Annotated in this window: 27 protein-coding genes and 1 riboswitch; of the genes, 12 read left to right on the top strand and 15 right to left on the bottom strand. The window is 67.1% G+C overall.

What is annotated here, in order from left to right; genetic code table 11:
* Window positions 1-11 precede the first annotated feature (11 nt).
* Window positions 12-785 (top strand): cobalt-precorrin-6A reductase, encoded by a 774-nt coding sequence (locus ACQR1X_RS31060; protein ID WP_434900250.1) that lies wholly within the window; start codon window positions 12-14, stop codon window positions 783-785.
* Here ACQR1X_RS31060 and cobJ read toward each other — a convergent pair.
* The 8 genes from cobJ to ACQR1X_RS31020 are packed head-to-tail and all read right to left on the bottom strand — an operon-like array spanning window position 749 to window position 9,682.
* Entirely contained in the window at window positions 749-1,516 is a 768-nt protein-coding gene (gene cobJ, locus ACQR1X_RS31055; RefSeq protein ID WP_434891083.1) for a precorrin-3B C(17)-methyltransferase, read from the bottom strand. The genes ACQR1X_RS31060 and cobJ overlap by 37 nt on opposite strands.
* Window positions 1,513-2,271 carry a precorrin-2 C(20)-methyltransferase gene (locus ACQR1X_RS31050; protein WP_434900249.1) on the bottom strand — a complete coding sequence of 253 codons (759 nt, stop codon included), beginning with the start codon at window positions 2,269-2,271 and terminating at the stop codon, window positions 1,513-1,515. The genes cobJ and ACQR1X_RS31050 overlap by 4 nt, the downstream gene beginning before the upstream one ends.
* Window positions 2,268-2,900 carry a precorrin-8X methylmutase gene (locus ACQR1X_RS31045; protein WP_315805129.1) on the bottom strand — a complete coding sequence of 211 codons (633 nt, stop codon included), beginning with the start codon at window positions 2,898-2,900 and terminating at the stop codon, window positions 2,268-2,270. The genes ACQR1X_RS31050 and ACQR1X_RS31045 overlap by 4 nt, the downstream gene beginning before the upstream one ends.
* Window positions 2,893-4,164: a precorrin-3B synthase gene (gene cobG / locus ACQR1X_RS31040; RefSeq protein ID WP_434900248.1), complete on the bottom strand. Its 1,272-nt coding sequence runs from the start codon at window positions 4,162-4,164 to the stop codon at window positions 2,893-2,895. Before cobG ends, ACQR1X_RS31045 begins: the two co-directional genes overlap by 8 nt.
* Window positions 4,161-7,583 (bottom strand): cobaltochelatase subunit CobN, encoded by a 3,423-nt coding sequence (gene cobN, locus ACQR1X_RS31035; RefSeq protein ID WP_434900247.1) that lies wholly within the window; start codon window positions 7,581-7,583, stop codon window positions 4,161-4,163. Before cobN ends, cobG begins: the two co-directional genes overlap by 4 nt.
* Window positions 7,584-7,592: 9 nt before the next feature.
* Entirely contained in the window at window positions 7,593-8,630 is a 1,038-nt protein-coding gene (gene cobW, locus ACQR1X_RS31030; RefSeq protein ID WP_315718434.1) for a cobalamin biosynthesis protein CobW, read from the bottom strand.
* A 20-nt stretch (window positions 8,631-8,650) separates the two neighbouring features.
* A complete protein-coding gene (locus ACQR1X_RS31025) occupies window positions 8,651-9,046 on the bottom strand; it encodes a DUF1636 domain-containing protein (RefSeq protein WP_315805170.1) in 396 nt (131 codons plus the stop codon).
* Window positions 9,047-9,049: 3 nt separating this feature from the next.
* On the bottom strand, window positions 9,050-9,682 hold the full coding sequence (locus tag ACQR1X_RS31020) for a HupE/UreJ family protein (protein ID WP_315805126.1): 633 nt from the start codon (window positions 9,680-9,682) through the stop codon (window positions 9,050-9,052).
* 119 nt (window positions 9,683-9,801) lie between these two features.
* Window positions 9,802-9,994, bottom strand: a riboswitch (cobalamin riboswitch).
* Between the two features lie 34 nt (window positions 9,995-10,028).
* Between ACQR1X_RS31020 and cobU the strand changes: the two genes are divergently transcribed.
* Genes cobU through ACQR1X_RS31005 form a run of 3 tightly spaced genes read left to right on the top strand, consistent with a single transcriptional unit; the run spans window position 10,029 to window position 12,688 of the window.
* On the top strand, window positions 10,029-10,565 hold the full coding sequence (gene cobU / locus ACQR1X_RS31015; RefSeq protein WP_434896332.1) for a bifunctional adenosylcobinamide kinase/adenosylcobinamide-phosphate guanylyltransferase: 537 nt from the start codon (window positions 10,029-10,031) through the stop codon (window positions 10,563-10,565).
* A gap of 16 nt (window positions 10,566-10,581) precedes the next feature.
* A complete protein-coding gene (gene cobO / locus ACQR1X_RS31010) occupies window positions 10,582-11,190 on the top strand; it encodes a cob(I)yrinic acid a,c-diamide adenosyltransferase (protein WP_315805124.1) in 609 nt (202 codons plus the stop codon).
* Between the two features lie 4 nt (window positions 11,191-11,194).
* A complete protein-coding gene (locus ACQR1X_RS31005; RefSeq protein WP_315805123.1) occupies window positions 11,195-12,688 on the top strand; it encodes a cobyric acid synthase in 1,494 nt (497 codons plus the stop codon).
* Here the strand turns inward: ACQR1X_RS31005 and cbiB are convergent.
* The gene (gene cbiB, locus ACQR1X_RS31000; RefSeq protein WP_434900246.1) at window positions 12,675-13,646 is read right to left on the bottom strand and encodes an adenosylcobinamide-phosphate synthase CbiB; all 972 of its coding nucleotides are present in this window, start codon (window positions 13,644-13,646) and stop codon (window positions 12,675-12,677) included. The two genes, ACQR1X_RS31005 and cbiB, sit on opposite strands and share 14 nt — an antisense overlap.
* Window positions 13,647-13,683: 37 nt before the next feature.
* On the opposite strand from cbiB, the gene cobD reads away from it, so the two are divergent.
* Window positions 13,684-14,736, top strand: coding sequence for a threonine-phosphate decarboxylase CobD (gene cobD / locus ACQR1X_RS30995; protein ID WP_315805121.1), 1,053 nt, complete (start codon window positions 13,684-13,686; stop codon window positions 14,734-14,736).
* Here the strand turns inward: cobD and cobS are convergent.
* From cobS to cobT, 3 genes are read right to left on the bottom strand one after another with little or no spacing between them, the layout of a single operon-like run.
* The gene (gene cobS / locus ACQR1X_RS30990; protein WP_315805120.1) at window positions 14,733-15,452 is read right to left on the bottom strand and encodes an adenosylcobinamide-GDP ribazoletransferase; all 720 of its coding nucleotides are present in this window, start codon (window positions 15,450-15,452) and stop codon (window positions 14,733-14,735) included. The genes cobD and cobS overlap by 4 nt on opposite strands.
* Window positions 15,449-16,042 (bottom strand): histidine phosphatase family protein, encoded by a 594-nt coding sequence (locus ACQR1X_RS30985; protein WP_434888105.1) that lies wholly within the window; start codon window positions 16,040-16,042, stop codon window positions 15,449-15,451. Before ACQR1X_RS30985 ends, cobS begins: the two co-directional genes overlap by 4 nt.
* A complete protein-coding gene (gene cobT / locus ACQR1X_RS30980; RefSeq protein ID WP_316182761.1) occupies window positions 16,042-17,097 on the bottom strand; it encodes a nicotinate-nucleotide--dimethylbenzimidazole phosphoribosyltransferase in 1,056 nt (351 codons plus the stop codon). Before cobT ends, ACQR1X_RS30985 begins: the two co-directional genes overlap by 1 nt.
* Window positions 17,098-17,240: 143 nt before the next feature.
* Between cobT and ACQR1X_RS30975 the strand changes: the two genes are divergently transcribed.
* Both ACQR1X_RS30975 and ACQR1X_RS30970 read left to right on the top strand, forming a co-directional pair.
* Window positions 17,241-19,598 carry an Orn/Lys/Arg decarboxylase N-terminal domain-containing protein gene (locus ACQR1X_RS30975; protein WP_434900245.1) on the top strand — a complete coding sequence of 786 codons (2,358 nt, stop codon included), beginning with the start codon at window positions 17,241-17,243 and terminating at the stop codon, window positions 19,596-19,598.
* An 8-nt stretch (window positions 19,599-19,606) separates the two neighbouring features.
* A complete protein-coding gene (locus tag ACQR1X_RS30970; RefSeq protein WP_434882681.1) occupies window positions 19,607-20,179 on the top strand; it encodes a GNAT family N-acetyltransferase in 573 nt (190 codons plus the stop codon).
* Between the two features lie 9 nt (window positions 20,180-20,188).
* On the opposite strand, the gene ACQR1X_RS30965 is transcribed toward ACQR1X_RS30970, so the two are convergent.
* Together ACQR1X_RS30965 and ACQR1X_RS30960 are read right to left on the bottom strand one after the other, a co-directional pair.
* Window positions 20,189-20,401, bottom strand: coding sequence for a hypothetical protein (locus tag ACQR1X_RS30965; protein ID WP_315805115.1), 213 nt, complete (start codon window positions 20,399-20,401; stop codon window positions 20,189-20,191).
* Between the two features lie 431 nt (window positions 20,402-20,832).
* Window positions 20,833-21,882: a hydroxyacid dehydrogenase gene (locus tag ACQR1X_RS30960; RefSeq protein WP_434900244.1), complete on the bottom strand. Its 1,050-nt coding sequence runs from the start codon at window positions 21,880-21,882 to the stop codon at window positions 20,833-20,835.
* Between the two features lie 149 nt (window positions 21,883-22,031).
* Between ACQR1X_RS30960 and ACQR1X_RS30955 the strand changes: the two genes are divergently transcribed.
* From ACQR1X_RS30955 to ACQR1X_RS30945, 3 genes are all read left to right on the top strand, one after another.
* Window positions 22,032-22,583, top strand: a complete 552-nt coding sequence (locus ACQR1X_RS30955; RefSeq protein WP_316218495.1) for a thiamine pyrophosphate-binding protein — start codon at window positions 22,032-22,034, stop codon at window positions 22,581-22,583.
* On the top strand, window positions 22,580-23,179 hold the full coding sequence (locus ACQR1X_RS30950; RefSeq protein WP_315805112.1) for a thiamine pyrophosphate-dependent enzyme: 600 nt from the start codon (window positions 22,580-22,582) through the stop codon (window positions 23,177-23,179). Before ACQR1X_RS30955 ends, ACQR1X_RS30950 begins: the two co-directional genes overlap by 4 nt.
* A gap of 129 nt (window positions 23,180-23,308) precedes the next feature.
* Window positions 23,309-23,662 (top strand): VanZ family protein, encoded by a 354-nt coding sequence (locus ACQR1X_RS30945; RefSeq protein WP_316218496.1) that lies wholly within the window; start codon window positions 23,309-23,311, stop codon window positions 23,660-23,662.
* 57 nt (window positions 23,663-23,719) lie between these two features.
* Here ACQR1X_RS30945 and ACQR1X_RS30940 read toward each other — a convergent pair whose 3' ends face one another.
* Window positions 23,720-24,109: a DUF1236 domain-containing protein gene (locus tag ACQR1X_RS30940; protein WP_315805169.1), complete on the bottom strand. Its 390-nt coding sequence runs from the start codon at window positions 24,107-24,109 to the stop codon at window positions 23,720-23,722.
* Between the two features lie 601 nt (window positions 24,110-24,710).
* Here ACQR1X_RS30940 and ACQR1X_RS30935 point away from each other — a divergent pair.
* Window positions 24,711-24,866: a hypothetical protein gene (locus ACQR1X_RS30935; RefSeq protein ID WP_434900243.1), complete on the top strand. Its 156-nt coding sequence runs from the start codon at window positions 24,711-24,713 to the stop codon at window positions 24,864-24,866.
* 424 nt (window positions 24,867-25,290) lie between these two features.
* Window positions 25,291-25,983, top strand: coding sequence for an alpha/beta hydrolase family protein (locus tag ACQR1X_RS30930; protein ID WP_434900242.1), 693 nt, complete (start codon window positions 25,291-25,293; stop codon window positions 25,981-25,983).
* Window positions 25,984-26,167: the final 184 nt, after the last annotated feature.

Below are 26,167 nucleotides of genomic sequence, written 5' to 3'. Positions count from 1 at the left end.
CACTGCCCCGCATGCGTATTCTCATTCTTGGCGGGACGACCGAGGCTTCGGAGCTGGCGCGGCTGCTCGCCGGCGACGACCGGTTCGCAGCGACGCTCTCGCTCGCCGGCCGCACCGCCGTGCCCAGACCGCAGCCGCTGCCGACGCGCATCGGCGGCTTCGGCGGCATCGCCGGACTGGAAGCCTGGCTGCGGGATCATGCGATCGACGCCGTCATCGATGCCACGCATCCCTACGCCGACCAGATCTCGCGCCATGCGGTCGCAGCCTGCCATGCGCTGTCGGTGCCGCTGGCGTCGATCCGGCGCGCGGCCTGGCAACGCCAGGCCGGGGACCGCTGGATCGAAGTCGGCAGTGCCGACGACGCGGCTTCCGCGCTCGGAACGGATCCGGCGCGTGTATTCCTCAGCCTTGGCCGCCTGGAGCTCGCAGCCTTCGCAGCAGCCCCGCAGCACCACTACGTCGCGCGAACCATCGACCCGCCTGGCGACGTCGCGTTGCCGCCCGACATTCGCTTCGTCCACGATCGCGGGCCGTTCGACGAGCCGACAGAGCAAGCCTTTCTGACCCAAGAGCGCATTGCCTTTGTGGTATCGAAGAACTCCGGAGGCGCGGCCACGTATCCGAAGATCGCAGCCGCGCGGCGGCTCGCGATTCCCGTGGTGATGATCGCAAGACCCGACAAGCCGCATGGCATCGCGCTGGACGGCGCGCGAGCCGCATTGCAGTGGCTGGAGGCACAACTGGTTCATGCCCCGCCCTCAACCTCACGGCGCAGCGTATAGACAAACGGCGACTTTCCCTCGCGCGCGATCAGGCGCGTGGCGCTCGATCCGATCAGCACAAGCGTGCGCATGTCCGCCTTGTCGGGATCGACCTCGCCCAAGGTGGTGATGATCCGTCCGACATCACCACTGCCCGCGGCCCTGACCATGACGACGACGGTCGAAGCCGGCTTGATCTGGCGCAGCAGCGCGAACGCCTCGCCCAGCTGATGAGGCCGCGCTTTGGACAGCGGATTATAGAGCGCAACGACGAAATCGGCCGCGGCGGCCGCCTCGAGGCGACGACGGATGGTCGTCCAGCTCTTGAGATTGTCGGACAGCGAGATCGCACAGAAGTCGCCGCCGAGCGGCGCCCCGACCTCAGCCGCGGCCGCCAGCATCGCGGTGACGCCGGGCTCGACGCGGATGTCGAGGTCGCGCCACGCCGCTGGTCCCGCCTCGACCGCTTCGAACACCGCCGCGGCCATCGCGAACACGCCGGGATCGCCGCCCGACACCACCGCGACCTGCCTGCCGTCGCTCGCGAGCGCGAGTGCGTGGCGGGCGCGGTCGAGCTCGACGCGATTGTCGCTGGCGTGCCGGATCTGGCCCGGACTCGTTGTGGTCACCCTGTCGAGATACGGTCCATAGCCGATCAGATCGGTCGCGCTTGCGATGGCGGCCGCGGCGGCGGGCGTGATCAATTCGGCCCGCCCCGGGCCGACGCCCACGATGGTCAGCGTGCCCGTCATAGCCGTCGCCCCTGCCCGGGGATCAGGATCATCGAGAAATAGGGACCGCGGTCCAGCTCCACCTCGGCCAGCGGCGCGACGCGCTGCGCCTCCATCGTGCCGCGCTCGACATAGAGCGCGCGATCGAGCAATCCGGCGCTGATGATCGCGCGCTTCACCTTGGCGAGGTTGCGCCCGACCTTCATGATCACGGCAGCCTCGCAACGCGTCAGCCGATCATGCAGGACGTCCTCGCCCAGTGTGCCCGGCAGCACGGAGAGGACGTCGTCGCCCCAGGTGATCGGAACGTTGGCCTTGGTCCAGCAACCGGACATGCCGGTGACACCCGGCACGACCTCGACCGGATGATCGTGCTCCAGCCGCCGCCACATATGCATGAACGAGCCGTAGAAGAACGGATCACCTTCGGACAGCAGACCGACCGATCGCCCCGCCGCCAGATGCACGGTGATGCTGTCCGACGCGCGCCGATAGAAATCGGCGATCTCTGACTGATAGGACGGGTCGGCGACCGGCAGTTCCTCCGTGACCGGATATTCGAGCCGCAGCTCGTGGCGGCCGGCTTCCATCAATGGCGCCACGATCCGCCGCGCGTTGCCTTCCATGCCGCGCTTGGCAAAGAACGCCACCACATCGACGGACCGGACCAGGCCCGCGGCGCGCAAGGTCAGATAACGAACGTCGCCCGGACCGACGCCGATGCCGTACAGCGTGCCGGGATGAGCCGAGCCCGCGATGGTGTCTAAGAGGCTCATTCGACGTCGCTCGCGATGGCATTCACCGCGGCGACCGCCATCGCGCTGCCGCCCTTGCGGCCCTTCACGATCAGATACGGCACCCGGCCATCGGCCGCGAGCGCCTCCTTGGACTCCCGCGCTCCAACGAACCCAACCGCCGTCCCGATCACCGCAGCCGGTCGCGGCGCGCCCTGATCGAGCATGTCGAGCAGATGAAACAACGACGTCGGCGCATTGCCGATCGCCACCAGCGCGCCGCCGAGATGCGGCCGCCACAGCTCCAGCGCCGCGGCGGATCGGGTGGTCCCAAGCTTCGCGGCAAGCGCGGGCACCTCGGGTGCCTCGAGCGTGCAGATGATCTCGTTCTTCTCCCGCAGCCGCGCCCGCGTGATCCCCTGCGCCACCATCTTGGCATCGCACAGGATCGGCGCGCCGCCATCGAGCGCCGCCCGCGCCTCCGCGGCGAAATGTTCGGACATCGCGATGTCGGAGGTGATCTCGACCATGCCGCAGGCATGGACGATGCGCACGGCGATCTTCTCTTCCAGTCCCTGGAAGCGCGACAGGTCGGCCTCGGCGCGGATGGTCGCGAACGAGCGGCGGTAGATCTCCGCGCCGTCCTTGATGTAGTCGCGGAGCTCAGACATCGGCCTTTTCTTTCGTTTCGAACAACCCGTCGACGTCGATCTCGGCGGGATCGAGCATGCCGCAGGGCTCGCTCTTCACCGTGCCGTGGCGGACGATGTGATAACATTTGGCCTCGCCGACCAGCACGACGTCCGCGGCCGCCGATCGCGCGCAGCCCTTGGCGCAGCCGGAGACGTGCAGCGTGCCGTTGAATCCCGTCCGGGCCATCGCATCGGCGATCATGCGGGCATGCTGCCGCGTCGCCAATTCCGTGGACGGACAGCAGCCGGCGCCCGAGCAGGCGTCGATGCGCATCAGTGGATCGGCGTCGTCGACGACCAGGCCGAGCCGGGCTGCGTCCGCCACCAATTGCCCTGCACTCACGGCGCCCGCGACGACATATAGCGCACGCCATGGTGACAGGCGGACCTCGGCGACATCATGTGCCGCGAGCACGGCCGTAAGCCGCGCCAGCGCGTCGCTATCGATGCGGCCGAACGGCACGCCGAGACCGACGGCGCAGGTTTGATCCGTGAGAGCAATGACGCCGCAATGTCGCTGCCCCATGGCGGCTGACGGTGGCGCGATGTCGGAAACGTCAAGGTTCAGCTCTGCGCTGACCGCGGCGATCGCGGACGGCGGCAACGTCGCGGAGCGGCGCGTGGGGCTAAGTTGCAGCACCAGCCGCGCGAGGTGAACGGCCGTCGATGCCGCGTCGATCACGGCTGTCGTTCCGAGCCACACGGGATCATCGGAACCCGCAATGCCGACGGCGACACGCCTCCCCCGAGTGCCGCCACAGGCGACGAGACGAACATCCGCGGCGAGCTCCGTCAGCGGCAGCCGGCCGCCGCCGTCCAGCGCAAAGCCGAACTTGGGCGGCAGCGCATGGAGCGTCTGATCCGAGGCCAGCAACGTCTCCAGCTCGGCCGCGACGGGTCGCATGTCGGCCCGTTCGGCCGGGTCGTGTCCCGCCAGCGGATTGACGACGATGTTGCGGATGGCTTCGCGCTCGGCGCTGTCATCGAGCAGGCCGAGTGATGCCATCAGCTCCCACAGCGGCACGAGCGTCTCGGACGATACGCCACGTATCTGCAGATTGGCGCGGCGCGTGAGGTCGATCTCGCCGTTGCCGTAACGCCGCGCGGCCTCGGCAAGCTCGCGCAGCGTCGACACCGGCAGCGCGCCGCCATGCGGCCGGACGCGAACGATCAACCCGTCGCCGCTCGGCATCGGACGCCGCGCGCCCGGACACCAGCCCTTGATCTCGACCGCGGCGCTCACGACACGCTCTCCTTTTGCGTGAGGCGCGCGCGAGCCTGCACGATCTCGTCAGCGACCGCATTGCGGCGCGGCACCCAAAGCTGCCGGCGCAGCGCATCCTCGAACCGCGAGACGATCGCGGCGACGGCCGCAGGATTGCGCGCGACCATGCCGTCCAGCACAGCTTCGTCACGCAGCAGCGCGCCATGCGCCAGATCGAACAGGTGCTCGGCGACGGCATCGGAGGTGGCCGCAAAGGCATAGAGCGCGTCGACGCCCTGCGCGATCTCGGCCACGCCGCGATAGCCGTGAGCGAGCATTCCGTTGATCCACCGCGGATTGGCGAGACGGCCGCGGACCACGCGGGCAATCTCCTCGCTGAAGCTCCGCGCCGTCGGCGCCTCCGGACGGCTGGTGTCGAGATGCAGCAGCGCGGGCGACGCGCCAAGCGACGCTGCGGCGGCGGCAAAACCTCCGGCGAAATCGGCGACCTCCTCGCCATCGAGCAGGTCGCGCTCACGATCGTCCTGCGGATGCACGAGGGCATCGGCGCTGCGGACGCGGGCGCGAAACGTGTCGGAGGCCGACGCGCCGTCATGCGCTCCGCCAAAACTGTAAGCGGTGCTGTCGAGATACGCCTCGCCGAGCTGCGACCGGCTCGTCCAGTCCATCCCGAGCGCGAGATCGGAGGCAACGGCGCCGTAGCTGCCGGGCGCGCCGCCGAACACGCGCGCCAGGCTCTCGCCGCGCCGCCGGGCCGCGGCCAGCGGATTGTCGGCATCGTCCTCGTCGAGCGCCGCCACCTTCTGCACGGCGAGATCGAACAGCGCGATCTGCGCTTCGAACAGGTCGCGGAACAGCCCCGAGATCCGCAGCGTCGCATCGATGCGCGGGCGATCGAGCATCGCCAACGGCAGCACATCGACGCCCGTGACGCGATTGGAGTTGAGATCCCAGCGCGGCCGCACGCCGAGATAAGCCAAGGCCTGGGCCAGATCGTCACCGCCGGTACGCAGCGATGCTGACGCCCAGAGATCGAGCATGAGCGCGCGCGGGTAGTCGCCATGGTCCTGCAGATAGCGCCGGATCACCTCGTCGGCGGCGCGCTGGCCGACCAGAGCCGCAGTGCGGGTCGGAATCGCGCGCGGGTCGATCGCAGTCAGATTGCGGCCCGTGGGCAGCACGTCGAGACGGCCGCGGCTCGGCGCGCCGGCGGGACCGGCGGCGACGCGCCGGCCATCGAGCGCGGCGAGCAACGCGCTGCGCTCGGCCGCCGCGCTCCCGTCAATCCGGGCTGCGATGTCGGCGCGATCGATAGTCGCTGCCGCCTGTCCCGTGGCCGCAATGATCGCATCGGCCAACAGGCCGGTCGCCGCCGTGTCGGGCGCCTGCCCGAACACGTGCAGGCGGTCACGCACCGCGAGCTCCTTGATGTCGCAGAGCTGCGCATCGAGCTGCGCGATCGCCTCGCGTCCGGCCATGGCACGGTCGAGCCCGCAATCGGCGGCCAAGCCGCTCTGCCAGGCCCGCGCGACGATCTCCTCCTCGAGCAGCTTCAAGCGGCGTTTGTCGAGACCATCCGCCTCGGCATACTCCTCGACCAGCCCCTCCAGCTCCAGCAAGGGTCCGTGCAGGCCGGCCTGCGACAGCGGCGGCGTCAGATGCCCGAGCGTCAGTGCCGACAACCGCCGCTTGGCCTGCATCGCTTCGCCGGGATTGTTGACGATGAAGGGGTAGATCACCGGCAACGGGCCCAGCACGGCCTCCGGCCAGCACGCGCTCGAGAGCGCCAGCGCCTTGCCCGGCAGCCATTCCAGCGTGCCATGCGCACCCAGATGAATCAGCGCATCGATCCGCTCGGCCTCACGAAGATGCGCGTAGAGCGCGACGAAAGCGTGCCGCGGCGGCACGCTGGTGTCGTGATAGCCGGACTTGCGGTCGGCGCGATGGCCACGATCCGGCTGCAACAAAATCAGCAGTTTTCCTGTACGCAGCACCGGGAAACGGAACGCGCCATCCCGGAATGCCGGGTCGACATCCGCCTCTCCCCAGGTATCGTGCAAGGCGCGCTGCAGATCATCCGGCAACAGCGCCAGCGCGGACCGATAGGTCGCGAGCGGCACGACGAGCTCATCTGCCTGGTCCCGCAGCAGCGCTTCGATGTCGTCGGCGATCGGCGCTGCGCGGCCGATGTCGTACCCGCTGTCCGCCAACAGCCGCGCGATCGCGGCCGCGCTTGCGCTGGTGTCGAGCCCGACCGCATAGCCGCGGCGGCCGCCGCGTGCCGGATAATCGGACAGCACCAGCACCACGCGCCGTTCGCTGGCCGGCAGCGCGCGCAATTGCGCCCATCGCGCCGCGAGCCGGGCGACGTAAGCAATACGGTCCTGTTGAGGCACATAACGCATCGCGCTGAACTGCAGACGCTCGTCCGCCGGCGCTTCGCCCTTGAACGCAATCGGGCGCGCCAGCAGCCGGCCGTCGAGCTCCGGCAGCACGACATTCATCGCAAGGTCCGTCGGCGACAGTCCACGCGCCGAGGAAGCCCAGGCTTCCTCGGTGCTCTGTGCCTGGATGATCTGCAGAACCGGCGCGTCCGCGAGGTCGAGCGCCGTTGTGCCGTCCTCGCGCTGCGCCGAGAACGCGGTCGCGTTCAAGATGACCGCAGGACGCCGGTGCCGGACCAGTCGCGCCAGCGCATCGCCGATGCTGGGATCCTTCAGGCTGGTCACCGCGACCGCGACCGCCGCCAGCCCTTCGGCTTCGATCGAACGCATCAATTCCGCAATCCCGGCCGTATCGGCGGCGAGCAGGCTCGCACGGTAGAACACGATCAGCGCGCTCGGCCGTGCATCATCGTGGCTGCAGAGGTCATCGATGCCGACCGCGCCGCGGTCGCGCGTAAAGCCGACGATCGGACCGATCGCGATCGGCTCGGCAAACGGCGCGTCACGGCCAAGCAGGCGCGCGAGATAACGCAGCGCCTCGCGCGCATTGCCGACGCCGCCCTCGTGCAGATAGCCGTAAAGCCGCGACGTCGCGTCGTGCGGCAAGGTCGAGAGCGCATCGAGCCGGTCGTCGGCGCGATCGTCGCCCGGCAGTGCCGCGAACAGGATGTTGCGGCTGCGGCACACCGACGCGATGCGCTCCAGCCCGTAGCGCCAATAGTCGAGCCCACCGAGACAACGCACGACGACGGCGCGCGCCCCGAGCACGACGCGGTCGACATAGAGATCGACCGACATCGGATGCTTCAGCCGCTTCAGGCTGGCGAGGCGCAGGCTGGGCAGCTCGGTCGACGTCGCGGTCCAGGCTTCGGCCAACGCCGACAGGTCGGTGTCCGAGAACGACAGCACGACGATCTCGGCCGGCGACTGCGCAAGATCCACGGCCTGTTCGAGGTCGTCGAGATCCCCGCCCGTTGTCGCCAGCAGGTGCATCGGTGACGCCTACCCTGTGATCAGGCTCTGGATGGCGGCGGCATCGAGGCCGCGCTCGCCGATGATCACCAACCGCCCCTGCCGCGATTCGCCCGAGCGCCACGGGCGCTCGAACTGGTGCTGAATGCGGCTGCCCACGGCCTGCACCAGGAGGCGCAGCGGCTTGCCGGCAACTTCCACGAACCCTTTCACCCGCAAGACATCATGCGCATCGACGGCGGCCGCGATGCGGTCGACGAGCGCATCGGGCGAGGCCTGCGCCGGGACGTCGAGCACGAAGCTCTCAAAATCGTCGTGATCATGCTCGGCCTCGTTGTCGTGATGCGACGGCCGGGCGGCGAGATCATCCTCCGCCGCGGCGCCGAGCCCGAGCAGCACCGACGCCGACAGCCTGCCATGCTCGGTCGCGATCACCTTGACGGCGCGCTGCACCTTGGCGGCAATCTCGGCGGCGACATCCTTGCGCTGCTCCTCGCTCATCAGATCGCTCTTGTTCATCACGACGAGATCGGCGCACAGCAGCTGGTCCTCGTAGACCTCCTCCAGCGGGTTGTCGTGATCGAGCGAGGCATCGGTGGCGCGCTGCGCCGCGAGCGCTTCCGGATCGTCGGCGAAGCGGCCCGCAACCACCGCCGGGCCGTCGACGACCGCCACGACGCCGTCGACCGTGACACGCGTCGCGATCTCGGGCCAGTTGAAGGCCTGCACCAGCGGCTTCGGCAGCGCCAGCCCCGAGGTCTCGATCACGATATGCTCCGGCGGCTCCTTCTGGTCCAGCAGGCTCCTGAGCGCGGGAACGAAATCGTCGGCGACGGTGCAGCACAGACAGCCGTTCGACAGCTCGACGATGCGATCCTCCGGACAGTCCGGCACGCCGCAGCCTTTCAGGATGTCGCCGTCGATGCCGACGTCGCCGAACTCGTTGACGATGATGGCGAGCCGGCGGCCGTTCGCGGTCTCGATCAGATTGCGCACCAGCGTCGTCTTGCCGGCGCCGAGAAAACCGGTGACGATGGTGCAAGGCGTCTTGGCGAACGACTTCGTCATGGCGATGCGATCTCTCGGTTTCAGCGTGGCGCCGACAGCGCAGGCACGCGCGCGACGGTGTTCTTGCGGATGTATTCCGGGCGCTCGCGCCAGGCCGGCAGGCCCGCATCATGGCGCTGATGCAGCTGCGCGAATGCCAGCACATCCCGCGCATGCAGATCCGGATCGAGCGCGCCGAGCACATAGGTCCATTTGCCCGGCGCTGTCACCGCAACCGTGCACGCACGATTGCAGTTCGACAGGCACTCGACACCGACAACGGTGACGCCGGCGCGCTGCGCGGCCGGCACCGTCTCGATGGCTGCGAGCAAACGGGCACCGGCCCGCGGCTCGTCCGGCGGCGCAGCTTCAGGCGCCTGCGTGCGGCAGGTGACGCAGACGAACAGCGTCGTCTCTCCAGTCTCCGATGCGATCATCAATCAGCCGATCACGCCGGCGGCCGTTGCGGCGGCAACGCCGCCCACCAGCACGATGGCAGCGCCCGCGAGCCGCAGCGCCAGCGGCGCAGCCGCCTTGGCCTTCGCCGACAGCAGCCTGGTGCCGAGGAACGCACCGGCCGCGATGACGGTCTGGATCACGAGCAGCCCGGCGAGATAGGCTCCAAGCGGAGAGTTCTCGGCGCCGACGATCGATTCACCCAGCGCATATCCGTGGACGAGGCCGGTCACGGCGAACAGGCCGGCAACCGGCAACACGCCGAAACGCCCACGCATCACCACCACCAGCCCAACCACGGCGGTGGTCAGGCCGACCAGCAGCTCGGCAGCCGGGATGTTGGCCTTGGCCACATGCAGGCCGACGCCCGCGATCATCGCGGTGGTGAAGGCGAGCACCGGCGCGAAGCCGCGGCCCAGAAGAGCTGCAACGATGCCTGCGCCCACGATCGCCGCCAGATGGTCGATTCCGATGATGGGATGGCCGAGGCCGGACAGCATCCCCTGCGCAAACGTCTGCGGCAGCTTGCCGCCCATCATGTGATGCGCGAAGGCGGGATCGGCGGCGAGCAGCAACAGGCTCGCGGCTGCAAAGATCGTGGTACGGGTCAACTTCATGGCCGTCTCCGTCGCTTGCCGGCTCCCCAGAGGACCGGACGATGCGCTGCATCCGACGGCATCCCGCCCATCCCGGCGGGATCAGAACCAGCATCGCGACTCCCCGCGCGACGGGTCGGCCAACAGCAATGTCGACGGCAGGTCTCCTGGCTCTCGGGTCGCTGCATCAGGCCACCTTCCCGGTTTCCCAGTGGTGTCTTGGCCTCACACTCGCCGATTACAGTTGCGGGGGCAGCCACGGCCTTGGGTCAAGAACCCGCACCGTGTTCCCTAAATCTCTCCTTTCGGAGAACCGTCATCTGTTAGATACGGGTCGCGTCAAAGCCCGTCAATCGGAATCGTCCCCATGGTCCCTGCCCCGCCGCACCCCGTCCTGCCGCGCCTGACGCTGGTGCTCGGCGGCGCGCGCTCGGGCAAGAGCCGCCATGCCGAGGCCATCGTCACCGCCGTTCCGCCGCCCTGGACCTATGTTGCGACGGCGCAGGCGTTCGACGCCGAAATGACCGACCGGATCGCCCAGCACAAGGCGCGCCGCACCGAGGGATGGCAGACGCTGGAGACCTCGCATGATCTAGCTAGCCTCGTCCGGGCAAGCGGAGATTCGGGCACGCCCATGCTGATCGATTGCCTGACGCTCTGGCTCAGCAATGTGATGCTCGCCGACATGGACGTGCCGGCCAGATGCGCCGAGTTGATCGACGCGCTCAGGAACGCGCATGGCCCGATCGTGGTCGTGTCCAACGAAGTCGGACTGGGCATCGTGCCGGACAACGCGCTCGCACGCGCCTTTCGCGATGCCCAGGGACGATTGAACCAGGACGTCGCGGCCGTGGCCGATCGCGTAATCCTGATGGCGGCAGGACTGCCGTTGACTTTGAAGTGACAAGGAGAACATGCCCGTGACCGAAAGCGCCGACGATTCACGCCACAAGGCGAAGATGGAGAACCGCAAGGCGGTGCAGGATGCCGAGGTCGCCTCCAAGACCGTGGAGAAGGGCCTGCTCATCGTTCACACCGGCAAGGGCAAGGGCAAATCGACGGCGGCGTGGGGCCTGATGCTGCGCGCGATCGGCCGCGGCTTTCGCATCGGCGTCGTGCAGTTCGGCAAGGGCGCGTGGGAAACCGGCGAGCGCAAGGCGATCGAGACGTTCGGCGACCAGGTGTCGTGGCACACGCTCGGGGAAGGCTTCACGTGGGAGACCCAGGATCGTGCGCGCGACGTCGCCGCGGCCGAGCGCGCCTGGGCCAAGGCAAAGGAGCTGATGGCGGATCCGTCGATCCGGCTGCTCGTCCTCGATGAGCTCAACATCGCGCTACGCTACGATCACCTTGATATCACCGACGTCGTCGCCACGCTCGCAGGGCGCCGTCCCGACCTGCACGTGGTCGTCACCGGCCGCAACGCCAAGCCGGAGCTGATCGAGGCCGCCGATCTCGTGACCGAGATGAACCTCGTGAAGCATCATTTCGCGGCCGGCGTGAAGGCGCAGGAAGGCATCGAGTACTAGGCTCATGAGCGCGCGCGCCATCATGTTCCAGGGCACCGGCTCCGACGTCGGCAAATCGCTGATCGTCGCGGGGCTCGCGCGTGCGCTGACCTTGCGCGGCCTGAAAGTGGCGCCGTTCAAGCCGCAGAACATGTCGAACAACGCCGCCGTCACCACGGATGGCGGCGAGATCGGCCGCGCCCAGGCGCTGCAGGCGCGCGCGGCGCGGCGGCCGATGACGGTGCACATGAACCCGGTGCTGCTGAAGCCGCAGAGCGAGATCGGGTCGCAGGTCGTGGTGCAGGGCCGCGTCATCGGCAACGCCAAGGCGTCGGCCTATCAGGCGATGAAGCCGCAATTGATGAATGCGGTGCTCGAGAGCTTTCACCATCTGGCTGCTGATGCCGACATCGTGCTGGTCGAAGGCGCCGGCTCCGCCTCCGAGATCAACCTGCGCGCCGGCGATATCGCCAACATGGGCTTTGCCCAGGCGGTGCAGATTCCGGTGGTGCTGATCGGCGACATCGACCGCGGCGGCGTCATTGCGAGCCTGGTCGGCACCCAGGCGGTGATCGCGCCCGCGGATGCCGCACGCATCGCGGGTTTCCTCGTCAACAAGTTCCGCGGCGATCCGGCGTTATTCGCGTCGGGCATCAACGAGATCGCGCAGCGGACGGGCTGGACGTCGCTCGGGCTCATTCCGCATTTTTCCGATGCGCGCCGCCTGCCCGCCGAGGATGCGCTCGGACTGGCTGAACGCGGATCATCGGAAGGACGCAGGCCGAAGGTCGTCATCCTCGCCTATCCGCGCATCTCCAATTTCGACGAGTTCGATCCGTTGCGGCTGGAGGACGGAATCGACCTGCAGTTCCTGCGCCCGGGCACGCCGATTCCTGGCGACGCATCCATCGTGATCCTGCCGGGCTCGAAGGCGACGATCGCCGATCTCAGCGCCCTGCGTGACGCCGGCTGGGACATCGATCTCATCGCGCATCTGCGCCGCGGCGGCCGCGTGCTCGGCATCTGCGGCGGCTATCAGATGCTCGGACGCATGATCAGCGATCCCGACGGACACGAGGGGGCATCTGGTTCTGTCACGGGACTTGGGCTGCTTGACGTCGAAACGACCCTGACCGACGACAAGGCGTTGCGCGAGGTCCAGGGCACGCTGATGGACGGTCAATTGTCGTTTCACGGCTACGAGATGCATATCGGCCGCACCGAGGGACTGGCGACACAGCGCCCCTTCCTGACCTTCTCCGATGGCCGGCGCGATGGTGCCATCACGGCCGATGGCCTGGTTGCCGGCTGCTACGTACATGGCCTGTTCGCCGACGACGGCCTGCGTAGCCACTGGCTGCGCGGCCTCGGCTCGACGACGAGCGGCCTCGTCTATGAGACCGATGTGGACACGACGTTGGATGCATTCGCGGCGCATCTTGAACGCCACGTCGACGTCGACCGCATCCTCGCGCTGGCCAGCCAGCCCGCACCACCGGAGGCGGCTACACGATCCTGACCAGGACGAGTCCTGCGACGACCACGGCCTGAACCAGACACGCTAGCCGATACAGCCGCAAGGCGCGCCGGATGTCGGACGCGTCGAGATCGGCGCGCCCGTCTCCCATCCAGGCGTCGGTGACGAGATGACCGTGATAGACGCGCGGGCCCGCCAGGCGCAGTCCGAGTGCACCGGCCATCGCCGCTTCCGGCCAGCCGGCATTGGGCGAACGATGCTTCGATGCATCGCGTGTAACGGCTCGCACCGCGGCCGAAGTCGAGGCGCTGGGGATGCAGGCCGCAGCGGCTGCGATCCACAGCGCGGACAGGCGCGAGGCCGGCAGATTGACGAGATCGTCGAGCCGCGCCGCCGCCCAGCCGAACGCGCGGTGACGGTCCGAGAGGTGACCGATCATGCTGTCGGCGGTGTTGAGAGCCTTGTAGATCAGGATGCCCGGCAATCCGCCGACAACGAGCCAGAACAACGGCGCGACGACTCCATCGGAGAAGTTTTCCGCCAGGCTCTCGACCGCAGCCCGCGCGACGCCGGCTTCATCCAGCCGCTCGGGATCGCGGCCGACGATCATGGAGACGGCTTGGCGGCCGCCGTCGAGTCCCTGCTGCTCCAATCCTTCGGCGACGGCTGCGACATGCGTATCGAGACTGCGCTGGGCCAGCAGGCTGCTTGCCGCCACACCAATGATGATGGTTGCAACCGGCTCGCCGACGAGCGCCTGCACGACCCATGCTGCAATAAGGCCGGTGGCCATCATCCCGACGACGAGCAGGCACACCAGCCCAATGCCGCGCGCGCGTCGTGCGGCAAAGCTGTCTGCTGCCCTGTTCCAGCGGCGGTCGCCCCATGCTATCAGCGCGCCCATCCACATCACGGGATGACCGATCCGCTGCACCAGGACCTGGGGATAGCCCACGGCCGCCTCGACGAGGAGCGCCGTGAGCGCGAGAGAGACGAACATCGATCTCCGCTGAAGGAAAGGCATGTAAAGGAACGAGATGGACGACAGAGCGACTAGCACGCATAAGGATGAGCCGGAAGCGATCCTTCACGGCGGCGATCTCGCTGCGGTCAGCCGTCTCTACCCGGACGCACCGCTGCCGTGGATCGATCTGTCGACCGGCATCAATCCGATCCCTTACCCCGTGCCGACGGTCCCGGCTGAGAGCTGGACACGGTTGCCCAGCAAGCCCGACGAGGACGCGCTGCTGTCCGTTGCCGCTGCACGGTACCGCCTGCAGACACCCGCATCGATTGTTGCGGCCGCAGGCACCCAAGCGCTGCTGCAGATTCTGCCGCGCCTGCGCGCTTCAAGTTCGGTCGCTGTGTTTACGCCGACCTACGAAGAACATGAGCTCTGCTGGCGCCGCTGCGGTCACCGAGTGCGTTTGGTCGACAAGGTCGATGCGCTGGCGGAAGCAGACGTCGCCATTGTGGTCAACCCGAACAATCCCACTGGACGATTGCTGCCACGCGCCACGCTCCACTTGCTCGGCGTGACGCTCGCGCGTCGCAACGGCCTGCTTGTGGTAGACGAAGCTTTTGCTGATTTCTGTCCCGTGGAGGCGAGCCTGATTCCGAGCTTGCCACCAGCCACTCTGGTGTTGCGATCGTTCGGAAAGGCTTACGGCCTGGCAGGATTGAGGCTCGGCTTTGCCATAACTTCCCAGGACCTGGCCGATCAATTGCGCCGTGCGCTGGGTCCATGGGCCGTGTCTGGACCTGCGCTTGCGATAGGTTCGATTGCTCTGGCTGACGACCAATGGCTGCGGGACGCACGCGTGAGGCTGGTGTCCGACGGACAACGGCTCGATACGATGCTGACCGCGTCCGGCTGCCAAATTCACAGCCTCGGTTCCAGGGCTCTTGGCGGAACACCCCTGTTCAGGCTGGTCGAGAACGCGAATGCTGCCGCATTGGCCGAGCGGCTCGCCCGGCACGGCATCCACGTTCGGCGTTTTCCGGCTCAGCCAAACTGGCTGCGCTTCGGCCTGCCGGGCGATGAGTCCGAGTGGCAGCGGCTGGCGCAGGCGCTCGGCGGCGCCTTCTAGCCGAGCACGCAGGCGGCAAGCAGCAGCGTTTCCGTGACCTCGATGCTGGCGCCATGGCAATCACCAGTGATGCCGCCGAGCCGCCATTGCCAATAGAATGCGACCGCCGGCAGGAGCACGATGGCGAGCAGCGTCGGGACCGCGCCGGCCAGCGCGGCGATCACGAGCACGCCGCCCCACGCGATAATGACATTCCAACCGACGCTGTTCGAGACGCTCGCGCCGAGCCCCGGCTTCAACGACAGTAGCGTCTTGGTGCAGACCAGCGTTCCCAGCCGTGCCCAGGCCGGGATCAGCAGCAGCACCCAGGCCGTCGGGCCCGTGGCCAGCTCGGCGGTCAGCACCAGCTTGGCGGCGATCTGCAGCGATATCGCGACCACGGCGAAGCTGCCGGCATGGGGATCGCCGAGCACGGCGACGAAGCGCTCGGGCTTGCCATGCGCGGCGCCGAACGCATCGGCGACGTCGCCGAGCCCGTCGAGATGCAGCGCGCCGGTGATCCAGATCCAGGCGACCAGCACGGCGAGCGCGACGATCCACGGATCGGCCTCATGAAAAAGGCGGGCGATCAGCGCCAGACAGGCGCCAATCACCAGTCCGGCTGCCGGAAACCAGACCGACGCCCGCGCAAGATCGTCCGGCCGCGACTCCGCGACGCGCGGTGTCGGTAGCCGCGTCAGGAACTGCAATGCGATCCAGAATTCACGCAGACTCATGGCTGGATGATCTCGACGATTTCGCCCCAAGCTACACCATCATCGCCCTGCCCGGCTTCGAGCGTGATCCGCGTGCCGGGACAGATACGGAGGCTCCATAGCTGGCGCAGCGGCCAGCCAAGCAGATGCGACAACGCGGCACGCATGGCGCCGCCATGCGTCACCACCAGAACCGGCGCAGACTCGGACTTTGCCAGAATGCGATCAGTCGCGCGCGTGACACGCGCTCGCAGATCGACCCAGCTCTCACCGCCCGGTGCCCGGACTGTGGGATCGGCATGAAAGGCGTCGAGCAAGCCTTCACCCCCGGACTCGGCGGCGATGTCACGGCGGCTTCGCCCGTCCCAGCGCCCGAAATCGAGCTCGCTCCAATCCGCGTCGATGTTCAGCGCGCAGCCGGTCTGACGCGCATAATCCTCCGCTGCCGCACGTGCGCGCGCCAACGGCGAGCTGACGACGCTGCGCCAGATCCGGCTCTGCGTCTGCCGCCGGAATTGATCCCAGCCGGATTCGCTGAGCGGCGGATCGGTGCGGCCATCGAGATGGCCATCCCGCCCCGTCGTCCCGTGCCGCAGCAGATCGATCCGCATCAGGACTTGGCTCCCGAGACGGCGGCCTCCGCGAAGGTCGCCATGCCCCCGTGGAGCGCGCAGGCCAGCCTGATGATCGGCAGCGCGGTGGCGGCGCCCGAGGCCTCGCCGAGCCGCAGATCGAGGTCGATCAGAGGACGGGCGCCGAGCACGTCGAGCACGATGGCGTGGCCGCGTTCGGCCGAGCGGTGAGAGAACAACAGCCACGGACGGCAGGAAGGATTGAGGCGGACGGCAACCAGCGCCGCGACCGAGACGATGAAGCCGTCGACCAGCACCGGCCAGCGCCGCTGCGCGGCGGCGACGATCGCGCCGGCCATCGCGATGATCTCGAAGCCGCCGACCGCTTTCAGGATGTCCGCGACGGCCGCTCCCGCCGTGAGCCCGTGTCGCCGCAATGCGTCGGCGATCACCGCGGCCTTCCTGGCCCGCCCGTCGGCGTCGAGCCCGGTGCCGCTGCCGACGGTGTCCGCAGGCGCACAGGACAGCAGCGCTGCGGCGATCGCTGCCGCCGACGTCGTGTTGCCGATCCCCATCTCGCCGAAGATCACGAGTTGCGGCGCGTGATCGGCCTGCCGCAGCACCGCGCGCCGTCCGGCTTCCACCGCGAACGCAACCTCCTCCGGCGTCAGCGCCGCCTCGGTGCTGAAATCGCGGGTGCCGCGCCGTGGCTTGTCGACGACGACGCCGGGCACCGGCTCATGCGCCAGCGTCCCGACGTCGACCACCTCAAGCGGGCAGCCCAGGCTGCGCGCCAGCACCGAGATCGCCGCACCACCGGCCGCGAAGTTGTGCAGCATCTGCACCGTCACTTCCGGCGGATAGGCCGACACGCCCTGCGCCGCGATGCCGTGATCCCCTGCGAACAGCACCACCGGGACCCTGTCGGCCCCCGGCCGTTCCAGGGCCTGCAGCGCCGCCAGTTCGACCGCCACCTGCTCCAATCGCCCAAGGGCGCCAAACGGCTTGGTCAACTGCGCCTGGCGTTCCAGCGCCGCCTGCCGATGGAGTTCGGACGGGGCCGCACAATCAAGGCTGATCCATTCAGGAAGCACCGCGGATCCTTTCAGCGTCACTCGGGTTCGGGACGATTGCCACCGCGAGACGGCCGAGACAAGCTCCGTGAGTGCCCGATTGTCATCGAACCGTCATCGAACGTGACGACAGGTGGCTGCCCCACCCAGCCCGAAAGACGCTCATGGATTACTTCCGCCGCTTCACCTTCCTGTTCGCCGCGCCGGTGTTCGAGACCGACGATCTCGCCGGCGTCCGCTTCAACCAGATCATTGAGGAGATCCAGCGCTCGGGCTTCGAGGTGGTGCGCGCCCGCAAGCTGGAGGACGCCGAGATCGCGGTGCAGACGGATGCCGCGATCGGCTGCATGGTCGTCGATTGGGGCAAGAAGGGCCTGGAAGGCAAGACGGCGTCGCTGATCAACCTGATGCGCCGGCGCGGTCTGGACTTCCCGATCATCCTGCTGATTCGGCGCAAGCGCTTCGAGGACCTGCCGGTCGAGGTGCTCGATTTCATCGACGGCTATGTCTTCCTCTCCGAGGAGACGCCCGCCTTCATCGCCAAGAACCTGATCAGCCGGCTGAAGCAATATGCCGAGACGCTGAAAACGCCGTTCTTCGGCACGCTGGTCGACTATGCCGAGGAAGGCAACCAGCTCTGGACCTGTCCCGGACACAATGGCGGCGTGTTCTACAGCCGCAGCCCGATCGGCCGGATCTTCGTCGAGCATCTCGGCGAAGCCGTATTCCGCGACGACCTTGACAATTCCGTGCTCGATCTCGGTGATCTCCTGACCCATGAGGGACCGGCGCTGCGCGCGCAGAAGGAAGCGGCGCAAATCTTTGGCGCCGAGAAGACCTATTTCGTCCTCAACGGCACCTCGACCTCCAACAAGGTCGTGTTGGGCGCGCTGGTCACCGATGGTGACCTCGTGCTGTTCGACCGCAACAACCACAAGGCGGCCCATCATGGTGCGCTGCTCATCTCGGGCGGCGTCCCGATCTACGTCCCGACAGTTCGCAACCCCTGGGGCCTGATCGGCCCGATGCGCTGGGACCTGCTCGACGAGCAGCACCTGCGGCAACAAATCCGCGACAACCCGCTGGTGAAGGACCCCGACGCCTGGCGCAAGGAGCGGCCGTTCCGCGTCGCGGTGGTCGAGCAGTGCACCTATGACGGCACGATCCACAGCGCCGAGATGATCCTGAAGCGGATCGGCCACCTCTGCGACTACATCATGTTCGACGAGGCCTGGGCGGGGTTCATGAAGTTCCACCCGCTCTATGCCGGCCGCTTCGCCATGGGCCTCGGCGATCTCGGACCCGACGCACCAGGCATCATCGCCACGCAATCGACCCACAAGCAGCTCGCGAGCTTCTCCCAGGCCTCGCAGATCCACGTCAAGGACCGCCACATCAAGGGGCAGCGGCGGCGGATCGAGCATCGGCGCTTCAACGAGAGCTTCATGCAGCACGCCTCGACATCGCCGTTCTATCCGCTGTTCGCCTCGCTGGACGTCGGCGCGCAGATGATGAAGGGCCGCTCCGGCGAGGTGCTGTGGGACGACACGATCCGGCTCGGCATCGAATTGCGCAAGAAGATCCGGGCGATGCGCAGGGAATTCGAGGAGAAGGAGAAGGATCCGGCACGGCGCTGGTTCTTCGAGCCGTTCGTGCCGGATCGCGTCTCGATTCCCGATGCGGCCAATCCCGGAGCCAGCCACGATGTGGCCTGGGAGGCGATCTCGACCGACCAGCTCGCGACCGACGCGTCCCTCTGGCAGCTCGCGCCCGGGGCCGCATGGCACGGCTTTCCGGATCTCGCCGCCGGCTTCACGATGACCGATCCGAACAAGCTGACCCTGCTGACCCCAGGCTTTGATCGCGCCACCGGCGGCTATGCCGACCACGGCATCCCGGCGCCGATCGTCGCGCAATATCTGCGCGAGAACCGCATCGTGGCGGAGAAGAACGATCTCAACTCGCTGCTGTTCCTGCTGACGCCGGGTGTCGAGGCCAGCAAGGCCGGAACCCTGATCAGCGGTCTGGTCGCCTTCAAGCGGCTCCACGATGACAACGTGCTGCTGGAGGACGCCATTCCGGAGTTCACCCGGAAGCGCTTTGCGCGCTACGGCAAGCTGCGGCTGCGCGACCTCTGCGGCGAGATGCATCGGTTCTATCGCGACGCCGAGGTGAGCGCGCTGCAGGCAAAGCAGTTCCAGCCGCAGCATTTGCCGGAGATCGCGATGTCGCCGCGTGAGGCAGCGCGTGCGCTGATGCGCAACGAGGTCGATTACCTGCCGATCGACCAGATCGCCGGGCGCGTTGCGACGACGCCGTTCGTGGTCTATCCGCCGGGCATCGCCACCATCGTTCCGGGCGAGCGGCTCTCCGCGCGCGCCCAGCCGATGATCGATTACCTCAAGATGTTCGAGCGGGCGTTCAACGCCTATCCCGGCTTCGACGTCGAGATCCAGGGGCTGTACAAGGAGCTCGACGAGTCCGGCCGGGTCCGGCTCCATACCTATGTCTGCGCAGAGTAATTCGAACCATGGACAGCACGATCACGGCTGGCGAGACCGAGCCGCCGGTCCTCGTCAGGCCGTCACGCGACGAGGACGTCGAGGCCATGCTCTCGATCTACCGGCGGCACGTCCGCCGCGGGGTCGAGGACAGCGCCCCCGGTTCCGGCGCGCCGGAGCCGGACGATCTCAAGCAGCGGCGCAAGAATCTGCGCAATCATCGCCTGCCGCATCTGGTTGCGACATTCCGCGGCGAGGTCGTGGGCTATGCCTATGTCGTCCTGTTCAGGAAGCGGCCGGCCTATCGGTTCGCGGTCAAGCATTCGATCTATGTCCACCATGAGCATCTCGGCCGCGGTGTCGGCCGGCTGCTGATGCAGGCGCTGATCGATGCTTCCGCCGCGGCGGGATATCGGCAGATGATCGGCTATATCGACGCCGACAACGTCGCCTCGCTCGGCATTCACGAACGCTTCGGGTTCGCCAGAGTGGGGCTGCTGCCGGGCGTCGCCTACCGCTACGGCCGCTGGTGCGACACCGTGATGGTGCAGCGCTCGCTGGGCCCCGGGGCCCGCGATGCACCGGCTGGGCTGGGCCGCTGAGCCCGCAGCTCAGGAGGGAAAGTCGGCCGCCTTCACCTCGATGCGGTCGGCGTGCAGCGACCAGTCGCGCAGCTCCTGCTGTTCGCAGAACCTGGACTTTGCGATTTCTGCGGCTTCGCCTTCGCTGTCGGCCTCAACCTCCAGCGTGCTCTGGCAAATCTCGCACTGGCGGCCATTCTCGCCCAGCACGTCCTTCAGGAAATGGATGACGTAGCGCGACATGCAACCTCCTGCCTCTCACGCAGTGATCGAGGAGATGTTAGCGCGCTTCTCCGTCCGCTGTTGACCGATATCAAGCGGCCGACGCAAATATTTGACGCAGCTCGTGGAACCGGCGCTCAGGCTCCGACCGAAGGCAGGCTTGCGGCGGCAATCGCGACGAACTGCGAGACGGCGCGACGGACGCGGCCATGGGTCGACTTCAGGATGGCGTTCAGCCGGCGCATCGGACCAGTTTCCCTTCTGCGCCGAGCGAAAAAAATGGCCTAAGCTCATGGCGCCTCTGGAAAAATGATCAGCCGCCGCCGGGCTGTCGAGACGGCGCGGAAAATAGCAATGTCCACGTCGCCGCAGCCGCCCGGGAGAGAAGATTCATTACCACCCCGCAGCTTGCGACGCATGAAATCTTCTCCCCGCAACTCCCCCTCTCCCGGCTAGCCCGGCGCCACTCCGAACGCCTCGCGGAAACGGGCGCTGTAGCGCGGCCAGGCCTCGGGATTGATCAGGCGCGGCGGCCGGCCGCCGTCGAGCGCGGCGAGCAGTTGCTCGGCCGCGATCCGGCCCATGTTCTGCCGCGCCTCCCGCGTCACGCCGGCGGTATGCGGGCTCGCCAGCACGTTGTCGAATTGGAGCAGCGGATGATCCAGCGGCGGCGGCTCCTTGGCCCAGACGTCGAGCCCGGCGCCGGCGATACGCTTTTCGCTCAGAGCAGCGAACAGCGCCTCCTCATCGTGGATGAAGCCGCGGGCGGTGGTGACGAAATAGGCATGCGGCTGCATCAGCACAAACTCCCGGGCGCCGATCATGCCGCGGCTGTCTCTCGTCAGCGGGCAGTTGATCGAGACGAAATCCGAGCGCCGCATCAGGTCATGGAGGTCCACCTTCTCCGCGCCGCGGGCCGCGATCTCCTCCGACGAGAGATAGGGGTCATAGGCCAGCACCGTCATGCCGAGGAGGCCGCGACACAGCTCGGCAACCCGGCGGCCGACATTGCCAAGTCCGACGATGCCGATCGTCCGCCCCTGCACCTCGTTGCCGATCAGATCGTTGCGGTTGACATCGGGCTCGCGGCGCAGCCGGCGGTCGGACTGGATGATGCGCTTCGACAGGGTCAGCATCATGCCGAGCGTGTGCTCCGCCACCGAATGCGCGTTGCCGCCGGACTGGTTCACGACCAGGACGCCGGCCGCGGTGCAGGCCTCGACATCGACGGGATCGTATCCCGCGCCGTTGCTGGACACGATCAGGAGGTTCGGCGCGCGGGCGAGCAGCTCCGCATCGACATGGAAGCGCGGCGCGAGCTCGTCCCGGGCCGCCCCGATCTGGTAGGCTTGGGCCGCCGCGAGGATCGGCGCCGTCTCGGCCTCGGAGCTCTCGTTCTCCAGCCGGTCGAGCCGGACGTCGGGGCGTGCGGCGAGCAGCTCGCTGAAGATCGGGTGCGCGAGATATTTGACGTAGAAGACGCGCTTGGAATTCGCGGCCATGAACAGGCGACCTCCTGGTATCTTGGTTCTTGATTTCCGACTTGAAAGGCGGATGCCTGACCGGCCGGGCCGGCATGTTGACAATCGTCCCGGTGCCGTCAAGCTCGGCACCAAACAGAGCCCCATCAGGGACGACCGGAGGAACAGCAATGGCCGCCGATGCCGACGCGGCGCGATCCGCAGCCGCTGTGCCGAATTGGCACGAGATCGTGCTGCAGACGTTCAAGCGCAACGACGTCGATCTCATCCCCTACGTTCCCGACCGCGTCCTGACGCCGCTGATCCGGAGCCTGCACGACGATCCGTTCTTCACGACGTTTGCGACCGCGCGCGAGGAGGAAGCGGTCGGCATTCTCGCCGGCGCCTGGATGGGCGGGCGGCGCGGCGCGCTCCTGATGCAGACCTCGGGCTTCGCGACCTTGCCCAACGTGCTGGCCTCGCTGGTCGTGCCCTGCCAGATCCCGCTCATCATGCTCGTGTCGGAGCGCGGCACGCTCGGCGAATTCAATGTCGGCCAGTCGCTGGTGTGCCGGACCATGCGGCCGGTGCTCGATGCGCTGGCGATGGAGCATCACACCATGACGCGGCTCGACGAGCTCGACTTCATCGTCGACCGCTCGATCAAGCAGGCGGTCGCGACGCAGGCGCCGGTGGCGCTGATCCTCTCCCCGCTGCTCACCGGCGGAAAGGTGTTCGCATGACCGCGCCGATCCTCAACACCAAGATCATGAACCGCCATGACCTTACCTGCCGGCTGGTTGCGAAGCTCAAGCATGAGGAAGCCGTCATCGGCGGCATCGGCAACACCAATTTCGATCTGTGGGCGGCGGGCCCGCGGCCGCAGAACTTCTACATGCTCGGCAGCATGGGGCTGGCCTGCCCGATCGCGCTCGGCGTCGCGCTGGCGCAGCCGCAGCGCCGGGTGTTCGCGCTCGAAGGCGACGGCTCGCTGCTGATGCAGCTCGGCTGCCTCGCCACGATTGCGACGCTGGCGCCGAAAAATTTGGCCATCATCGTCATGGACAACGGCGTCTACCAGATCACCGGCAGCCAGCCGACCTCGGCCCGGCAGGCCGACGTCGCAGCCATTGCCGCAGGATGCGGCATTCGCGCCAGCCATTGGGCCGCAGATGAGGAGGATTTCGAACGCCTCGTCGATCTGGCGCTGGGAACCGCCGGCCCGGTGCTGATCGCGGCCCGCATCGACGACAAGCCCGGCGTCGGCGCCACCCGGCGCGATCCCGCGCAGATTCGCGAGCGCTTCATGCAGGGGTTGGGCGTGCGGCAGCCGATCTGAAAAGCCCGGCGACGGCGCCGCGCGGTAAGATGAGACGCCATGAACCTCGACCCGCGCCGCGTTAACTACACTAGGGGCTCAAGCCGCTGTGAGCCCGGCCCACAGCCCGGATCGTGCTAAGCAGAGCTCATGAAGATCGTATTCCGCCTTTCGGCCTGGCTGCTCGCCGCAGCCGTCGCCTTCGCGACGCTGGGCCCGCCGAACTACCGGCCGCATTCCCATCTCGGACAGGACGGCGAGCACGCCCTCGCCTTCGTCCTGATCGGCCTGGCCTTCGGCCTCGCCTATCGCAGCCATCGGCTGCTCACCACAGGGATCGCGGTCATCCTGATCGGGGCGCTGGAGCTGGCGCAATTCCTGGCACCCGGGCGTCATGCGCGGCTGGAGGATTTCATCGTCGACGCCACCACCGCCTGCATCGGCTTCGGCCTGGCCGCCGCGCTCGACTGGCTCGCGCGCCAGATCCGCACCCAGACCACCTGAACGCAGAAAGGCCCCGCCACGGTTTGCGGCGGGGCCTTCCGGCGCGATGATGTCAGATTACTCGATGATCTTGATGACGCGGCGGGTGCGCGGATCGACGATCACGCGGCGATCGTTGACGACCGCATAGCGATACTCGGTGTAGCGCGGTACCGGACGCAGTTCGACGGTGGCGGGCAGCGGCTCGCCGACCACGACGCGCTCATGCACCACGACCGAGGGCGCACGCTCGGCATCGATCGACGTGATCACCGCATTCGGGATCTCCACCGCGGCGCCAACGGCCGCACCGACCGTGCCGCCGACCATGGCGCCGACCGGACCGGCGACCGCGCCGCCAGCCGCCGCGCCATTGGCGGCCCCTTCGACGGTCGTGGACTGGGCGAACGCGGCGGTCGATGCCAGCAGCGAGGTGGCGATCAGCGAAACGGCAAGACGGGTTCTCATCATCTCTCTCCTCCAGTGTGTTCGAGATGCCGTTCAACACCAAGGGATCGGCTGCAGTTCCGGTTCCAAATGGCCGAAACTTCATCATGTCCGCGGGAACAAAACTTCGAAGTCGTGGACAGCACGGAGAGACGGCTCAGTTGCTATTCACGCTTCAAACAACCACGCGCACGTTCGCACTCTCGCGGCGGATCACGCCCGAGTCCTGCGATCGACCGCCCTTCGATGACATCGAGAGGGCGCAGGGAATGCCGGGTGAAGACCTCACCCATGGCCCGCCTGCTGAAAAAAATGCAGGCGGCAGGTACCACAGGCAAAGCCGATCAACCGGCATTCCCTGCGCGGCGGTCTTAACGCTTCCTTCGCGCTCTCCTCGGGGACCGGCTGATTGACCCCGTCGCATCGCGCGAGAGCACAAGCCCTCGTCGCGAACTTGACCTCGGCACCGGGAGGCCAGGACCACACGACTTCGCGTCCGTGATGCGTCGTTCGTCCACATGCGCTGAGCACGCTGCGACACAACACGGCCACCGCATCCCTGCCCCACGTGTCGTGACGATCGCGCGCTACGCCCCTCTCGGCGGGACAGGATGCGTGCATCATGCATGATTTCTGGAAAAAAGAAAGTGATTTTTTCCTGGCAGCGACGAGCTGCGACATCGGATTGATCCGACGAGCGAATTTCGACCTACATCCATGGCATGTTTCGCGCGCTGCGCTTGGCAAGTTCGATGGCTGCGCGCAGGATCGGCGGTGATTTGCCCGACGAGCACGTCGAAGACGCCGGGGAGCCAGCGTTTCGGCCACAACGGCTGATCCCGCTTTTAACCCGAAGGCGACATAATCGGTTGGTTCAACTCCCCATTGTGCAGGCCCTCTTCCCGCAGGAGCCAAGAATGCGTCTCGTTATTTTGCTAACTGCTTTCTGTTTTGTCCTTGAGCTGACAGTGGCGAACGCGGCGGGTGTCAAAAATTTCGACACTCCTGCTGGCGGGATGGGACCGGCGATCAGGCTGCTCGTTTGGACACCTTGTGCAGAGACCCCGCGCGAAATGGATGCACGTGGTGCCATTTTCCTTGCAGTCCCCGGATGCGCCGTGACAGGGGAAAAGCTTCCCCTCATCGTGATATCGCACGGCAGACGAGGATAGTTCGGCGGCCACCATGACACTGCAGCCGCCTTGGCCGACGCGGGCTTTGTCGTCGCTGCACACAATCATCCCGGTGACACCTGGCGCGACACCAGCCGTACCGATAGCCTTTCGGTGCTGGTGGAGCGCCCTGCGGATATCAAGCGGCTGATCGACTACATGCTCGATGGCTGGCCCGACGCGGCGCGCATCGACGCCCAGCGTATCGGTCTCTACGGATTTTCGTTTGGCGGCTATACGGGTCTTGCCGTCATCGGTGGTCATCCCGATTTGCGAAAGGGCCTGCCCAATTGCGCGACGTCCAGCCTGTTGGCCTGCAAGCAGCTGGAAAACGGCGAGGCGCCCGGTCAGCCAGTCACGTCCGATCCGCGTGTGAGGGCCGCCGTCATCGTTGATCCTTATCCGGCATTTGTGTTCCCCGAGAAGAACCTGAAGGAAGTAGCGGTTCCCGTGCAATTGTGGAGTTCCGATCCTGCTCAGAACGGCGATGGCCTGTCAGGATGCTGTGCGGCAGCGATCAAACAAGGGCTTCCGAGACCGGATTATCACTTCGTCACAGACGCCAAACACTTCTCTTTCCTTGCGACCTGCACACCGAAGGAAGCGCAGGGTAACCCGTCGGCTTGCACCGATGCGCCGGGCTTCGACCGTCACGATTTTCATCAACACCTTCACGCTGAGATGATCAGGTTTTTCCGTCAGCATCTCGCTGGAAGCCAGTGACATGGCTACGCATCCCTTGCCGGTGTCGCTGATTGATTCATCCCAGATCTTGCGGCCCGGGTTCAACCGGAAGCAAGTCGTTCGACCGTCGGAAGACTGCTTTTGACCGATTCCGTTGAAAAACTCGGCAGTAGTTTCGTCGTGAACGCCGGCTGTTCCGAGGACGCGTTGGCTTGGTGGGGGA

Source organism: Bradyrhizobium sp. HKCCYLRH3073 (assembly GCF_051167995.1).
In the GTDB taxonomy this organism is placed as follows: domain Bacteria; phylum Pseudomonadota; class Alphaproteobacteria; order Rhizobiales; family Xanthobacteraceae; genus Bradyrhizobium.
This window is presented reverse-complemented; position numbering and strand designations above follow the sequence as displayed.